The organism is Paenibacillus sp. TSM33 (genome assembly GCF_056099025.1).
In genome coordinates, this window is the sequence record NZ_JBLZXB010000010.1 from 140,965 (window position 1) to 157,502 (window position 16,538).

General features: G+C 45.4%; 10 protein-coding genes. 9 read left to right on the plus strand and 1 reads right to left on the minus strand.

Annotated elements, in window-relative coordinates; all coding sequences use genetic code 11:
- Window positions 1–11 precede the first annotated feature (11 nt).
- The 7 genes from ACN6NF_RS04735 (at window position 12) to ACN6NF_RS04765 (ending at window position 13,195) form a co-directional block, all read left to right on the plus strand.
- Entirely contained in the window at window positions 12–4,979 is a 4,968-nt protein-coding gene (locus tag ACN6NF_RS04735; protein ID WP_474315589.1) for a DUF5724 domain-containing protein, read from the plus strand.
- A gap of 229 nt (window positions 4,980–5,208) precedes the next feature.
- Window positions 5,209–5,703 (plus strand): GNAT family N-acetyltransferase, encoded by a 495-nt coding sequence (locus ACN6NF_RS04740; RefSeq protein ID WP_474315591.1) that lies wholly within the window; start codon window positions 5,209–5,211, stop codon window positions 5,701–5,703.
- A gap of 193 nt (window positions 5,704–5,896) precedes the next feature.
- Window positions 5,897–6,880 carry a Gfo/Idh/MocA family protein gene (locus ACN6NF_RS04745; RefSeq protein WP_474315593.1) on the plus strand — a complete coding sequence of 328 codons (984 nt, stop codon included), beginning with the start codon at window positions 5,897–5,899 and terminating at the stop codon, window positions 6,878–6,880.
- Between the two features lie 496 nt (window positions 6,881–7,376).
- Window positions 7,377–10,106, plus strand: coding sequence for a glycoside hydrolase family 3 C-terminal domain-containing protein (locus ACN6NF_RS04750; protein WP_474315595.1), 2,730 nt, complete (start codon window positions 7,377–7,379; stop codon window positions 10,104–10,106).
- A gap of 188 nt (window positions 10,107–10,294) precedes the next feature.
- The gene (locus ACN6NF_RS04755; RefSeq protein ID WP_474315598.1) at window positions 10,295–11,818 is read left to right on the plus strand and encodes a glycoside hydrolase family 30 protein; all 1,524 of its coding nucleotides are present in this window, start codon (window positions 10,295–10,297) and stop codon (window positions 11,816–11,818) included.
- Window positions 11,819–12,093: 275 nt separating this feature from the next.
- Window positions 12,094–12,792: an S-layer homology domain-containing protein gene (locus ACN6NF_RS04760; protein WP_474315601.1), complete on the plus strand. Its 699-nt coding sequence runs from the start codon at window positions 12,094–12,096 to the stop codon at window positions 12,790–12,792.
- Window positions 12,793–12,892: 100 nt separating this feature from the next.
- Window positions 12,893–13,195 carry a hypothetical protein gene (locus tag ACN6NF_RS04765; RefSeq protein WP_474315603.1) on the plus strand — a complete coding sequence of 101 codons (303 nt, stop codon included), beginning with the start codon at window positions 12,893–12,895 and terminating at the stop codon, window positions 13,193–13,195.
- A 507-nt stretch (window positions 13,196–13,702) separates the two neighbouring features.
- On the opposite strand, the gene ACN6NF_RS04770 is transcribed toward ACN6NF_RS04765, so the two are convergent.
- Window positions 13,703–14,383 (minus strand): TetR/AcrR family transcriptional regulator C-terminal domain-containing protein, encoded by a 681-nt coding sequence (locus tag ACN6NF_RS04770; protein ID WP_474315605.1) that lies wholly within the window; start codon window positions 14,381–14,383, stop codon window positions 13,703–13,705.
- A 135-nt stretch (window positions 14,384–14,518) separates the two neighbouring features.
- Here ACN6NF_RS04770 and ACN6NF_RS04775 point away from each other — a divergent pair, with 135 nt between their 5' ends.
- Both ACN6NF_RS04775 and ACN6NF_RS04780 read left to right on the plus strand, forming a co-directional pair.
- Complete coding sequence (locus ACN6NF_RS04775; RefSeq protein WP_474317505.1) at window positions 14,519–15,871, plus strand: MATE family efflux transporter; 1,353 nt, start codon at window positions 14,519–14,521, stop codon at window positions 15,869–15,871.
- A gap of 284 nt (window positions 15,872–16,155) precedes the next feature.
- Entirely contained in the window at window positions 16,156–16,497 is a 342-nt protein-coding gene (locus ACN6NF_RS04780) for an iron-sulfur cluster biosynthesis family protein (RefSeq protein ID WP_013369597.1), read from the plus strand.
- Window positions 16,498–16,538 lie beyond the last annotated feature (41 nt).

The window sequence follows — 16,538 nt, forward strand, 5'->3', positions numbered from 1 at the left end:
GGAGACGAAATATGCATCAGGAGAACAATGAACAAGAATATTTCGCCACACTGAAAGAGCGCGCAGCGCAACTGGGTGGACAACAACAGGAATTGGCTCAGTATGTTGTGGAACTGGGCAAGCTTCATTACATACAAGAGGTCGAGGAGCCATTTACCGAATGTCAGCGACTATTGAAAGAACGAGCGGCAGAAAGCGGAGAACCGCTGTTCAAGCCACTGGCAGAGGTACTGCGTGCTCTAATTGGACAAACAACTGGCGATGTGTTCGCACATCTAACAGAGCATGTGACCGAATATCCATACAGCACAGGATATGAGCGCAGACCGTTTCGCACTTCGGACATTACCGCTCATACTTCCCGGGTGTATAAAAAAATGGTGCAGTTGATCCGAATGGACTGTATCGGATTCTCTGTAATGGATTATTTAACGAAAAAAGAATATGAACCGGGCAGGGATTACCGGATTCAGGAAACGATTGGTGATTGGATTGCTTACGAGCTGGACAATGGCAATTCACAGGTGCTTGAGGCGCTAAAAGCTATTATTTATGGGGATAATCAGGCAGCGCTACTGACGCGCAATATGATTAAAGGTATGCTGCTGAGCCATCAAGAAGAGAATTATCACATGATTGGCGAGCTGCTGACAGCGGCCAAGCTTCAGGAGGGATTGCGCCAAAGCATTGTGGAGCAAATGGATGAAGGAACTACAGAGGCTCTTATTTATCTGTTAAAGGTGATCATCGACCAAGGCTTTATTCGTTACAGTTCGGTGGTGCGGGCGCTTGCAGTCTGGACGGGCATGGGCTTGGAATCCGCCAACCAGCGGGTCGTTCGCCAACTGATTGAGCAGGCATATGAAGCATTGACTCGCAGTGAACTGCGCCAGGAATGGCTGACCAGCTCAAATGCTAACGAACTATATATAAGTTTGTGGGCTACGGCAGTACATGAGGAACGTGATTTATATGGACAGGTTCGCCAACTTATGGAGCAGGGAGCAGCATACCAGAAGATTGTAGCACAGTATGTACTGTCTAATACTAAAAACAAGGATCTGCGCCTCGGAATTGCGAGAGAATATCTGGATGAGACGGACCCGGAGCTTCGCTATTGGATACTGACGAACTATATAACTGATTATTTTTATGAATGGGTAGAAGGCGGGACAGTCGCGGACCGAATCGTTAAAGTGGCGCGTACTCCTTTGCTGGAGAGCAAAGATGAGCGGCGTAAGGATTTTGAACGACTTCATAATCTGTTTGCACATATGAAAAAGGGTGAGTCTACCGAGCCCTCCAAGGTGCTGGATTATGTAAATGTGTATTACCGCTCAGATGCACCAATTCAAAAAATGCTCTATCTTGCTGGCTATGATATGGACGCTTCCTGGATTGGGGAAATTATAGACTTAAAGGATCAGATTAGCTCTAATCTGCGCGGCGAGATATTGAATTATTTTGTGCAGAACACTGAGGATGCGGTACAGCGCGATTTTATTTTTTCCAGCTTGTCTGACAAAAGTATGAGTATCCGTGGGTTCGCTGTGGCCAAGGCCCGTAAAATGACGTTGTCGGAGCCAGAAATGCAGCAAATGGAAGCCTTATTAAAGCTCAAGACAGGCTCGTTGCGACAAAGTGTCATTGGTGTGTTGCTTTCACAATCGGAAGAGCCGCTCGCTGGCTCATTGGAACGCTTGCTTCGTGCGAAGGCGGAGCTGCAACGATTGGGTGGACTGGAAATATTGACAAAGATATATTCAGACCCTGATCGTGCCCAGCAGTATGAAAATCTGCGGGCTTTAGCGGATATCATTCAGCAACCCACTGCCAAAGAGGAGCAACTGCTGGCCAAGCTGGGACAGGAGGATGCTTATACAGGGACAAACGGCTTTGGCCTGTACGATCCGAATGTCAAGGAAGCTTGGCTGGAAGAGAAGGTTGATCTGGGTGATTTCCGAATGGCCGATGTTTTTGCTAGTCCATTGGAGAAGCTCAAGCAGTTCTTGAGTGGACTGGATGAGCTTGTTCATCATCATCGTGATGTGGAATATACTGCGGAGTATTATTCAGGCTACAAAGATACATTGCTTATTGGGACGAATCTTCGCCCTCTACGGCTGGTTCAGGTCGATGAAGAAGTAGATTCCAGGCTGTCTTTATATCCTCTTTACGAGGAGTGGGACCGTTATTTGCAGGAAAGCGGCATAGAAGCGCGTGAACTGCTGGAGCTTGTTTTTTATGATCGATTGGAGCCCATGGACCGAACGTTGGATCGCTACTATCGATATTTCTCATTTAACTTTGGCTATTCAGAACAAAGCAAGCAAAAGCTGCTAGAAGGCTGGCGTAAAGACTTCGCCGAACAATTGTATCCTTTAGAGCGGATTAACGAGGTTCAAAAGTGGATGGCAGAGCTGAACTATTCCGATCAGGTAAGCACATTAATTAATGCTTATTTTATGGACACAGCCGGTTCCGAAACATTTGACGTAATCGACCTTGCCTTCAATTCACTAATGCAGAGCATGCCTAAGGATAGACCTGTAGAGGATATGGGAATGTTTCATTTATTGTCCGGCCCGTGGGTGGCATTGGAGAAAGGGCGAGTCCATGATAATGAGTCCTTTAAGCGCTTTTTCCATACCTTTGTGAACTACGCAGAATGGCCAGGCATGGAAAATCGTTTTTATTCTCCGCTGGATCTGGAGGATTACTTCAAAGCCTATGAAAAAGGGCTGATTGGTGTAGGTGAACTGTATCGGGAGCTGCTGGCCGGTAGTGAAAGCAGAAGGCATATGAGCACCTTAACCAATGCCCGCAATACATGGATTTCCAGCAAGCCAGAATTTTTGGAGATACGTCGTACGGTTATTGATCGACTGTTGGAGGTTGAATTGGTTCGAGGCGATTTGCCTACCGAAGCTACGTCAAAGGTGATGGGTCTGAGCCGGATTGAAGGCATGGATTATTTTATCCGTATTCTGGAGGGGCTCGACAAGGAAACGTTCGTGCGTGGTTATGTGTATGGCTACGGTGATCGTATTACCAAAAAAGAATCGTTCAGCCACTTGCTCAAGGCATGTTATCCAAGTGATGGTGAGGATGCTGCATTACTCAAGGAGAAGCTGAAGAACACTAAAATTACAGATAAACGTCTGCTAGAGGCGGCAATGTATGCCCCACAGTGGATTGAGATTGTAGCAAGCTATCTCGGGTGGGAAGGACTTCGCAGTGCAGCATGGTACTTCCATGCGCATATCAATGAAGGCTTTTCGGCTGAGAAGGAAACGATTGTAGCTCATTATTCACCGATCGCTCCGCAGGATTTTAATGATGGTGCCTTTGATATTCACTGGTTTCATGAGGCCTATGAGACGTTGGGCGAGGAACGATTTGATCTGCTGTACGACTGTGCCAAGTATATTTCGGCTGGAGCCAATCATCGTCGATCCCAGTTGTTTGCGGATGCGACGCTGGGTAAGCTGAAACGGAGTGAAATGGAAAAATCAGTGGAAGACAAGCGAAACAAAGACCATTTGCTGACCTACAGTTTGATTCCACTCGCTCAGCCGCCTGAACTAGATGTCCGCGAACGTTATGATTTTATTCAGAAGTTTCTGGAACAAAGCAAGAAATTCGGGGCACAGCGTAAGGCTAGTGAGGCACTCGTTTCACGGATTGCGCTCGGGAATTTAGCACGTAACGCAGGTTATGATGACGTAACCCGTCTCGTCTGGGACATGGAAGCTCGCAAGCTGGATGATCTCCGCTCTTATTTTGAGCCCCATGCCTTGGATGAGGCTACAACGATACAACTCGTCATTGATGATGAAGGAACGGCAGATATTGAAATTGTCAGCAAAGGAAAGACGCTGAAGTCCATTCCGGCTCGTTTCAAAAAGGATGAGTATGTTATGGCGTTGAAAGAGCTTAAAGGAGATCTGGTAGACCAATATCGCAGAGCTCGCAAAGAATTGGAACGCTCTATGGAGTCTGGAACGACCTTTATGGTGAAGGAATTAAGAGGACTGCTAGGCAATCCTGTGCTTGCTCCGCTAGTGCGGACACTGGTTTTCAAGGCTGGCGAGCACCTCGGATATTTTAACGGGGATACATTAGCGTTGACTACTCCTTCTGCTGAACAGCATACTATTGGAGAAGAGGACAAGCTGATTATTGCACATCCACTTCATTTGTACGAAAGTGGTCGTTGGAGCGAATTCCAGAAGGACTTATTCGACCGCCAGATACGCCAGCCATTTAAGCAGGTGTTCCGTGAGCTGTACCTGCTGAATACTGATGAACGTGCCAACGCGACAGTTTCCCGCCGATATGCGGGACATCAGGTACAGCCGAATAAAACGGTATCTCTACTAAAAGGCCGCCAATGGACAGTCAGCTATGAGGACGGACTCCAGAAGGTATACTATGCCGAGAATCTGATTGCGAACCTGTATGCCATGGCCGACTGGTTCTCACCAGCGGATACTGAAGCTCCTACACTGGAGACCGTGCAGTTCTTTGATCGGACAACATATAAGAGCGTGCCTATGGAGGAGGTTCCACCTGTTCTGTTCTCTGAAGTTATGCGGGACGTGGATCTGGTCGTCAGTGTTGCTCATGTAGGTGGCGTTGATCCAGAGGCTAGTCTGACAACCGTTGAAATGCGTAAGGTCATTGTACAGGAATCCCTTCGTCTGCTGAAAATTAGCAATGTACGCTTAGATGGGAATTACGCACGTATAGATGGGAATCTTGGCGAGTATGCGGTGCACCTCGGAAGCGGTGGGGTCTACAAGCAAGCGAAGGGAGCACTGCACATTATTCCAGTGCATTCGCAGCATCGTGGGCGCATCTTCCTGCCGTTTCTGGATGAAGATCCAAGAACAGCCGAGATTCTATCCAAAATAGTGTTGTTGGCTGAGGATCAGAAGATCAAGGACCCACAAATTCTTGCACAGCTTCAAGCGTAGAATAGAAATTGTAATATAAAGAAAATCATAATTAACTCAACGTTCGCACCTAGACAAGGCTTCAAATCATCGACTGTGCAGGTGGAGGCTCAGTTTAGCTGCGGAGGTTGAGTTATTTAATACTAGGTACGAATCGAGCACGAATAAGGAGATATGCGTAAAAAGTTGTTCCTGTGTTTTGAAGGAAAGCTTACGACATCACAATTGACGATAATAGGAGAATACAGCGATGGTAAATAGTATCTTTTTAAAAGAGTACGCAACCGAGTATCAATCGCAAGTTGTCGATTTAATTTTACATATTCAACAGAACGAATATAATATCCCCATCACTAAAGAAGATCAGCCTGATCTGCTTGATATTGAAAACTTTTATCAGCATGGTAACGGCAACTTCTGGGTGGCTCTTCACGAAGGACTCGTAGTAGGGACGGTCGCCTTGCTAGATATCGGTAACCATAAGACAGCACTCAGAAAGATGTTTGTCAAACAAAACTATAGAGGCAAAGCCTTGAATGTTTCGAATCAATTACTTCAGCATGCCATAGAATGGGCGAAGGAACGGTCTGTTGAAGGAATCTATCTTGGAACAACACCGCAATTCGTAGCCGCTCATCGATTTTATGAGAAGAATGGATTTGTTAGCATAGCTCTTGATGAATTGCCAATGGGTTTTCCAGTTATGAAAGTGGATAAAAAGTTTTACAAATACACCATTCAATAAATGGCCTCAACCAAGAACGATCCTAAAGGAATTCCTGTTCAACATTGAATTCGAGTTCGCCTTGCTGCCTTCCTGCCGGCTGCAACGCACACTGTCCCTGAACAGGAATTCCTTTTGTTTAGGTCAGGTGTTTGCTAGAATGAAGAAGGTCGTGTAAGTCTACGTTAACTATACAACTGGGAGGGATACAAGTATGAGCAAAAAGATTAAATGGGGAATTGTTGGTACGGGATGGATCTCGGATCAGTTTGTTGCGGATTTGCAACATGTTACGAATGGAGAAGGATATGCCGTTGGATCACGCAACATTGAAAGCGCTACCGAATTTGCGGCCAAGCACCAAATGGCACAGGCTTATGGTAGCTATGAGGAATTAGTGCAAGATTCCGAGGTCGATGCTATTTACGTAGGGACTCCTCATCCTTTTCATAAAGAGAATGTTCTAGCGGCTCTTCGAGCGGGCAAAGCCGTCTTGTGTGAGAAACCCTTCACCGTCAACAGCAAAGAGTTGGAGGAAGTAATCAGCTACGCGCGTGACCATAAGCTATTTTTAATGGAAGCCATGTGGACACGTTTCTTGCCCCCGATTCGCCAAGTGCGGGAGTGGATCCATGCGGGACGTATTGGTGAAGTGAAGCTGGTGAAGGCGGAATTCGGTTTTCGCATAGATTGGAACCCAGAGGGAAGATTATTGAATCCCGAGCTGGGTGGAGGGGCATTATTAGATGCAGGAATTTACCCCGTTTCTTTTGCTTCGATGATCTTTGGCCCTGAGCCAGAGCATGTATGGAGTACCGCCCATATCGGGGAAACGGGCGTAGATGAGACATTTTCAATCATGTTGGATTATGGAAAAGGACGTACAGCTATGCTTAATGGGGCAGTTCGTCTCGGACTGACGAATGAAGCTTATATCCATGGAACCAAGGGCTATATTCACATTCCGTCGTTCCTGAATGGTACATCGGCTACTTTAGTTGTGGACGGTGAAGAGGCGCAAAACTTTCAGGATGATCGTTCCTCTACAGGCTATGCTTTTGAGGCAGAAGAAGTCGGGCGCTGCTTGAACGAAGGTTTGCTCGAAAGCTCTACCATTTCTTTGGATGAATCATTAGGAATTATGAAATTGATGGATCAGATTCGTTCACAGTGGGGACTTCGGTATCCGTTTGAATAATCACATTGAATCCACAGTGCTTCCAGGGACCGTTCAGGTTCCTGGATTTTTTTGTTATCTGAACTTTTTTATACATAAGTATTCCTAATTTCCTAAATAGAGGCTTTGGTCGCACGCTAAAAAAGACCATAGAAGCATGTCAAAGTGTGGGACATATGAATCATTTTTTATGATTATAAATAGTTAAAAATACGTCATTAAAAAGTTACAAAAGTGTAATCTTATGATCGGTTAACTGAATTGTTAGCGCTCTCTTTTTATAAGAAAGAATGAAGGTCCTAGTGTTCTTCTTCCAAAAACTTTCAATGAAATTTCCGAAAATGTGCGGTAGGGTGGTAAACGTGTCACTTGAGCCATTGCGGCTTTTGCTGACTTGCTTGCTTACCTCGTGGCTCTGGATTTTTGTTGGAAATCGCAGGGTCGAGAGCCTTTGCAAGCCTGTGAGCGTTGAATAGGCATTCACCTCATGACCAAACATCAAGGAGGAATTACAAACGTGAAAGTAAAATCAACATGGGCGTTCCGTATGGTGATGATGACAGTCATTGCGGCTGTTGTGATCGGACCTATGCATATTGCAGGAGCGGCAGGAAGCCGGACAGATCGGCCTTGGATGAACACGTCCCTGTCGGCTGAGAAACGAACTGCATTACTGTTGCAAGAAATGACGCTGGAGGAAAAAATAGATCTGGTGACCGGTAAGGTCAACAATTATTATGGATTTTATAATAATTCGATGGAACGGTTGGGTATTCCAGCGTTAAAGATGGCAGATGGACCTGCGGGTGTGCGGATCGCCAATCCGGATGTGCAGGACAAGCAATCAACTGCGCTGCCTGCCCCTATTGCACTGGCTGCAACGTGGGATACCCAGGCTGCCAAACAGTATGGAGATTTGATTGGAGACGAGGCTTTTAATACAACTCATAATGTAGTGCTTGGACCGGGGATGGATATTGCCCGTATTCCATGGGGATCGAGAAACTTTGAATCTATGGGCGAGGACCCGCTACTGCAATCGCAAATGGCGACCGCTTATGTGAAAGGTATACAAAGCCACCCTGTTTTGGCGACTGCGAAACATTACCTTATGAATAATCAGGAGACGGAGCGTTTCACAACAAATGTCAAAGTCAGTGACCGTGCGCTACATGAAATTTACATACGCCCGTTTGAGGAGGCTATTGCCAAGGCAGATTTGGGCGGAGCTATGTGCTCCTTTAACAAGGTCAACGGCGAATCGGCATGTGAGAACAAGACCATCCTGACAGACCTTTTGAAAAAGGAAATGCAATTCAAAGGCTTTGTGATGAGTGATTATGGCGCGAATCTGAGTACAGTCGAATCGGCAAATAGCGGCTTGGACCTGGAAACACCGGGAACCCCTTATGGTAAATGGGGAGACCAGCTGCTGGATGCGGTCAAGACTGGTAAAGTAAGTGAACAAACGATTAATGATAAGGCTAAACGTATTCTGGTGCAAATGTTCAGTAAAGGTTTGTTTGATCACCCGGCTCAAAATAATCAAATTGATGCCCGAGACCATGGTAAAACAGCCCGTCAATTGGCTGAGGAAAGTATGGTGCTGCTTCAAAATAAAAACAACGTATTACCGTTGTCCCAAGACAAACTCAAATCCATTGCTGTGATTGGTCCAGATGCAGATAACGGCACAGTGGCAGGCGGAGGCAGTTCGTTGGTGAATCCGACGTACACGGTGAGTCCGCTGGAAGGCATCCGTAATCGTGTAGGCAAAGGAGTTACCGTCCAGTATGCACCGGGCACGGACCCTATTTCTGCGGGAGACATTATGCCAGGTCCATCAGCTGTACCGTCTTCGTTGCTGACCACATCCGATCAGAAAGAAAATATCAGTGTTGGATATGCGACTTATGGCGATGCTGAGCAGGGACTGCGAGGCGAATACTGGAAGAATAACAAGATGGAAGGCAATCCGATTCTTGTGCGCAATGATGATCAAGTCAATATGAACCTTGGCTTTTATAATTATCAGGGCTTCAATGCGAAGTCCCCTAAAGTTCCTAATACACCAACGACCCTGAATGGTTTGATATCTGCACGCTGGACAGGGACTATTGCAGCTCCCAAGGATGGCAACTATGCATTGTCATTAACCAGTTTGGGATCAAGCAAGCTGTATCTCGATGACAAGCTATTTGTAGATAATCAAGGTACGAAGCTGGAAACAACGAAGAAAAATATCTCGCTCAAAGCAGGGGAAAAGCATAAGATACGTATTGAATATCGTGCCGATTATCCAACGAATGGTCGCGATTCTGGCGGTATGGTTCGTCTGGGCTGGGAGCCTCCGGCGGATACGTCAGACAAGCTGATTGATAATGCTGTGAAGCTGGCCAAAAAATCGGATGTTGCGATTGTGGTCACGCGTACGTATGAGAGTGAAGGCTATGTGGAGCGTTCCGATATGGAGCTGCCGAACAATCAGGATCGGTTGATCCGCGCGGTTGCTGCTGCAAATCCGAAAACCATTGTCGTACAAATGAGCGGCAGAGCCGTGCAAATGGATACCTGGCAGGACAAAGTCCCTTCCATCGTACAAGCATGGTTTGCTGGACAAGAACAAGGGAATGCCATAGCGCGCGTCCTATTCGGGGATGTAAACCCTTCAGGCAAGTTGCCAGTAACCTTCCCGGTTAATGAGCAGTCTACACCTGTGTCCTCACCGGAGAAATTCCCGGGTGTCAATGGAGTGGGTGATTATTCAGACGGTATTTTTGTAGGCTACCGCGGATATGAGAAATCGGGTATTCAACCTGCATTCTCCTTTGGACACGGTTTATCCTATACAACTTTCGGATACAGTGATTTGAAGATAAAACAGCATGCGAGTGGAAAGAAATCCGATCGTACAAGTTCTGTCGAGGTTTCGCTTAAATTGAAAAACACTGGCAAAAAAGCTGGAGCTGAGGTTGTACAGGTATACAGCGGTAAGCTTCCGACCAATGTAGAGACCCCATCCCGTCAACTGGCAGGTTGGACCAAGGTAGAATTAAAGCCGGGCCAAGAGAAAAAGATTCGCATTGAGCTTGACCCAAAAGCTCTCTCCTATTGGGATGAAAAATCCAAAGCATGGGTTATGCCATCTGGTGAAGTTCCGATTTATGTAGGCAGCTCCTCTCAGGATACAAGACTGACAGGAAACGTTACGATTCCAGCTATCTCTACAGAAAAGGCAAAAAAGTAATCCCGTTATATTCCTTTTAAAGTGGTTAAATTTCAAGAGAGCACGGGCACTAGCACCGGCTCTCTTTTTGCTATAAGTAGGCAACCATTCTAATAGGATCTAATAGGTATGCAAAGGGACAACCTAGTGAAAGCTGTAATAGAGGAACGATGGGGACAGTTTGATTATATGAGAGAGGAGGACATTAGATGAAGAAACTACAAAAACAACGACGTTCTGACTTCTTGCTGCTTATAGTTGCAGCTATCATCTTGATTGGTGCTATTCTGGTCAGTCTGGCTATGCATATGCAGAATGGTGTGAATACGGCGGGCGAACAGAATGTTAGTATGTGGCTAACCACACCGGACCCGAAGAATCGTCTAACACAGCAAGCCCCAATTCTATGGAAATTAGACGACAGTAACGAAGCTGCAGCGAGTGCGGATATACTGACGGTTGAGATTAGACCCAATATTCGTTACCAGACGATGGAAGGATTTGGCGCAGCAGTATCCGGCTCGTCCGCATATCTAATGAATCATGGCATGTCTGCCAATCAGCGTGACCAGTTGCTCAATGATCTGTTTACAGCCGGCGGCATTCAATTAAGCTATATTCGCCATACCATTGGAGCATCAGATTATTCGGTGGATGAACAGGGACAACCTAGCAGCTATACCTACGATGATGTGGCAACAGGCAAGGACTATGAACTAAATCATTTTTCCATTGCTAAGGATCGGGATGTGATTGATGTGCTGAAGCAAATTCTGAGAAGAAACCAGGATTTACGGATTATGGGGACTCCATGGACAGCCCCGCCCTGGATGAAATATGGTAAGCAGATATACAACGGCTGGTATTTAGATTATACCGATCCGCGTGTCTATCAGGCGTATGCTGACTATTTTGTTCGTTATATACAGGCCTATGCGAACGAGGGGATTCCCATTCAGGCGATTTCCGTTCAAAATGAGCCTGAATTCACTACGTCCAAGTATCCCAGCATGAGTATGGGAGCAGCAGAGCAGGCGAAATTTATCAAGCAATACTTAGGCCCTGCTTTAAGCCGAAACGATTTGTCTACCCACATTATTGCCTTTGACCATAATTGGGATACAGGGAGTGAGTATGCAAAGACCGTGCTGGGAGACGAACAGGCTCAAAGCTATACGCATGGAACGGCCTTTCATTGCTACAAAGGAGAGCCGACAGCGATGACTGACGTGCACGATGCTTTTCCGGATAAGCCTGTTTATATGACAGAATGCAGCGGAGGAGCATGGAGCCCGGGCTTTGGAGATAATTTGAGCTGGGATATGTCCAAGCTGATTATTGGCGCACCTCGAAACTGGTCGCAAAATGTCCTCTTTTGGAATATTGCACTTGATCCGTCCGGCGGTCCCACCAATGGTGGATGTACCAACTGCAGAGGTGTAGTGACCATCGACCCGTTAAGCGGTGCCGTTACAAAAAATGTAGAATACTATGCGATTGGACATGCCAGCAAATTTGTTCGTCCAGGTGCGGTACGTATTGATTCTACCCACTATAGTGGAAGTATCGAAACAGTCGCTTATCGTAACCCCGACGGTACGCTGGTCCTGATTGCCGCCAATACGGGAGAGAACACAGAGACCTTTAAGGTTCGGCAGGGAAATCACGTTTTCAAATCAACCCTTCCATCCAAGTCAGCAGCTACCTTTCAATGGGAGCCTATAACTTCCTGATACTGTATCTACATCAATGTTTATGAAAATTTTAGAGTGCTTAGCCCTAACTGGCTAAGTGCTCTTTTTTTCTCTACCAAGTTCCAATTGTTAATAAATAAAATTTTAATGTTGTTCAGAATCGGTTCAGAAGCGGATGATAAGATCTTTTCACTAACAAAAGAATGAACCGTGTACGAGGAGAAACTGGTGATTAAGAACCAATAAAGAATGGCAGAAGTCGCTAATCGTGACGTTGCTGGCAGGTATGGCATGAAGACCACAGCTTTGTTCATGTGGAAAAGAAAGGGGACACATCAGTAATTGTGAGCAAAGCGAATACAGTATCTTTTACCGATCAATCCAATATGTCGTCCCAAGCGTTGCAGGTGGTACAGGAGGCTGTGAAGCAAGGGCTGGTCACCGGTTATCCAGATGGCTCATTTCAGCCAGATCAACCACTGACGCCTAAGGAAATGGTCGCTTTGCTGGCTAATGCACTTAAGCTTAACGTAACGGAGAAAGCAGTAACTTTTAATGACACACAGGGGAGTTGGGCCCTTCCTAATATAGAGGCGGTGCGTGCGGCAGGTCTAATGACTGAGGACTCAACGGGAGCTTTCCACCCGGGTGCTCCAGTGAGTCATGAGGAATGTGGTAGTTCTATAACGAACCCAACACCCACACTTAACCATGTACCTGTCATAGCTACAGTTCCTCCCGATCAATATGGCATTGTAGGTTCTGGAGATACACTAGTAGATTTAAAAAATGTATTTTTTGGTGCTGATCAGGATGAGCTATCGTATCATGCGATCACTTCAGATGTAAACGTAGTAAAAGCAGAAATAGCAAGTCAACAGCTTACGTTAAAGCCCAAATCAGCAGGAAGCACACAGGTGTTTGTGACAGCAGAGGATGGAAAAGGTGGTAGAGCGAGCGTGTTTTTCACCTATACAGTCACTGGCTCTACTTATAGCTCAACTTTGACGTAATTAGATGTTACAAAGCTGGACGTTCACGTTGTATTTAGTGGTACCGCCTGGCAGAGCGACTATATTTCAGGTTCATTAGGAACCACAGGAGGCATTTTTTTTGTTCTTTTCACAATATGTCGATGGTGGAGACGGTCGCATCGTACTGCAATTGTTTTACAACCGAGAATGTGACTTTTCTCATAAAATAGAAGGATATGAGCTGGAGGTTCACCAATTCATGAAAAATACAAACCGCATGAACGTGTCCAGCATAGCGCTATATCCGGTTAACCCATTAATACCGTATCTGATCATCAACAGCATCTTTTACGATTTTATGGATGTGACAAATGTTTCCTATTTTAATCAGAGGGTCATTTTTATAACCCAAGCGAATTTAATACGGTCGCATATGTACTAAAATATCATGGAACTGTGGTAGATGTGCTTGGAGAGCCTCATTCGCAGGATCAATTGTTTCCTCAAGGTGGGACATTTGTTCGTAAACAAGGTATAACATGCGGATCGCCCGTTTTTAATCAGCAGGATGAGTGGATTGCATACCCGAAAGGTACTTATCAATATGTGGGCAGGCATACACCTTAATTGTGTATATTGGTCTGAAACCTTTGCTTTTAAGACAGGTCCACAATTTTTAAAAGGTGTAACCCATCAACAATGGAGGGTTACACCTTTTTGTATATCAATCAAAACGTAATGATACTGGAGAGCACTCAGAACAGGAAGAAAATAAAATGATGGAATTCACTGTGACCGATAATAAGGAAGCAGCCGCCCATTTAAAATTTTTTTGGTCTCCCCTATAATGATTTCTTGGCGCCTGAGAGCAAGCTATGTCCAGGAGCGATTGCTATAAGCCGAATCAGCGCCGGGAGAACCCGATAACCCAATGAACATTTTTTACACTCTAGTTCTGCTGCTCCTTAATCACCTGTTCAATTCCCAACAGAATCACCTTCAAGCCGAACTCAAACGCCCTGTCGCTCCCCATCAGTTCGAACATCCCATTCGTGAACGTCCTCCTGAACAGCCCCACATCCGTATCGCTCATAGAGTCCAGAAGGCGAATCAACTCCTCACCCGGAGGCGTTTCCTGGTCCTTAAGGATAGCGGAGACATTGCGCTGATGCTGATAATCGTCCATAACGAAATAGAAGACATAGTTCACAAGCGTGGTAACCACTTGCATTTTCTGCTCTTCCTCAAGCGGCGTCGATTCCACGCAAAGTAGCATACGGTTGGTGAACCGTATGATGTCCGGTTCGTGGGGGAGCGTCAACATCATGAGCTGAGTGGAGCAGGGATACCGGATGAGCACATTCCGTACCGTTATCGCAAGCTCCTTCAGCTGCTCCTTCCAATCTCCTTCGGAGTGGAATTCCTCCAAAATCAATCTCGATACCTGGTTGGCTAGACGCTGGTAGAGATTCTGCTTGCTTTTGAAGTACCAATACAGAGAAGGAGCCTGAATCCCCAGCCGATCGGCCAATCGTCTCATACTGAATTTCTCAATACCATCCTCCCCTAAAAGCTCCCACGACGCTTCTAAAATCTTATCTTCTGAAATCTGAGGTTGCTGCTTTTTCATTAATATCCGCCCTTTAATCTAACAGTGTAAGTTTGTTCTTTACAGATTTATAAATTCATGATAGCATCTAACACTGTAAGGTTCAATCTAACACTGTTAGATTAGACCGAATAATTGAAGAAAGCAGTGATCCGTATGGATGCAGAAAACCTCCATTATTTTGAAAAAGCACCGATCGCTAAAGCCGTAGCTCACTTCGCTGTACCGATGATGTTAGGTACGTCAATGAGTGTCATTTATTCCATCTTGAATGCCTATTTCCTAGGCACGCTCCACAATACCGCCATGTTAACCGCACTCGCACTAACCTTGCCATTATTCGCGGCCATTATGGCGATAGGAAACTTGATTGGCATCGGCAGCGGTGCATTCATCTCTCGTTTGCTGGGAGAGAAAAAGTATGATGATGTAAAGAATGTGTCTTCATTCGCCTTTTACAGCAGTTTAGCTCTAGGTCTAATCTTGATGGCCTTTGGCCTTCCGTTGATCGATTCAGTCGTTCATGGCCTGGGGGCAACAATTGACTCCTTCGGCTTCACGAAGGACTATGTGACGATTATGCTTATAGGTTCGCCATTCGTCGTATTATTCTTCACGCTGGAGAATATCGTACGCTCAGAGGGTGCAGCTATTACGTCGATGGTCGGCATGATTCTCAGTGTTGTTGTGAATATTATTCTCGATGCGCTGGTCATCTTCGTTTTCCATTGGGGCGTGATCGGCGTTGCGTCAGCTACGGTTATTTCAAACTTGGCTGCGAGCATATTCTACGCCTTCCATATGGGATATAAGAGTCAATTCTTAACCATCTCAGTAAAATGGTTCAGGGCTACCAAGGACATTCTGAGCAATGTATTCAAAATTGGAGTCCCCGTATTTATTATGAGTCTCTTCATGGGTGCGATGTCACTCGTCTTTAACCATTTTCTTGTCGAATATGGGGATCAGGCCATAGCGGCTTACGGAATTTCCTCACGTTTATTACAATTTCCTGAGTTTATTCTGATGGGCTTATGCGAGGGTGTTGTTCCGTTGGTTGCCTTCACTTTTACAGCGAATAAATTACGAATGAAACAAACCATTGGATTTACAATCAAAACGATTTTGGCCTTAGCAGTCGTGTTCGGCATCATCGTCTATCTGATTTCCGATCACTTAATTGGCTTATTTACGAATGACCCGCAATTAATTGTAATGGGCAGCTACATTCTGCATGTGACGTTTTTATCCTTGTTCATTACGGGAATGACCACGTTGTTTACGGGGATATTCCAAGCAACGGCGCAGGGAACGGCTGCGTTTGTTATGTCCGTCATCCAGGGAATTACTCTGATTCCTGTGCTATATATTGCCAATCAAATGAGCGGCTTCCACGGAGTGGTCTGGTCGCTCGTCATTGCGGATGCCGTCGCATTCCTTGTTGGGGCTATCATGCTATTTGTTCTGCGGAACAGATTGCAGCCGGAGTTGGATAATTTAGTACATTAGAAAAGATTACTATTTCAAATTATTATCGACCTAGAACAAGTTTGAGAATAGTACAAAAATCAACCAGAGGGAATGGAGCAATAGTTCAAACTTGATAAATGCAGCTATACCTGCTGCCAAGCTAGGTGCAGTGTATCCTTTTGTAAATGCGATCATTAATGATCTCCTTGTACTTAAAGTTTTTAGATGATTATAATGAAAATATAGTTTATATTTAGACTTTTTGAAGTTATTGAGTCCAAATATGTCCAAACACTTCAATTACAAAGGAGAGAATTCATTTCATGAGTATACATTTAGAGTTGGATTCCTTGTCGGTTGAAAGGCTAGCAATGGTCCTTTCAGGACGGCCAGGCATGTTCAAGTTGTTTTATGATACAGAGGATTGTGGATGCAACGGCGTACTTACCATTTTGGTGATCGATGCACCGAATGCAACCGACACAGCAATTCAGTCCGATTCGTATTCTTTTTGGGTAGATCGGCAGCAGGAGCAGCAGTTCGATAGCCAAATGCGGCTTGAGGCAGATCCAAGTTACCCATCGTTCAAAGTAAGTAGCGATGCTGGTATATTGAGCAGCAATGTTAGAATTCAAGATCGGCGTGTAAACTCGTCCAAGGCGTGATATGCGGACGTAATAAAAATATTAAGCACCAAAAAGCAATG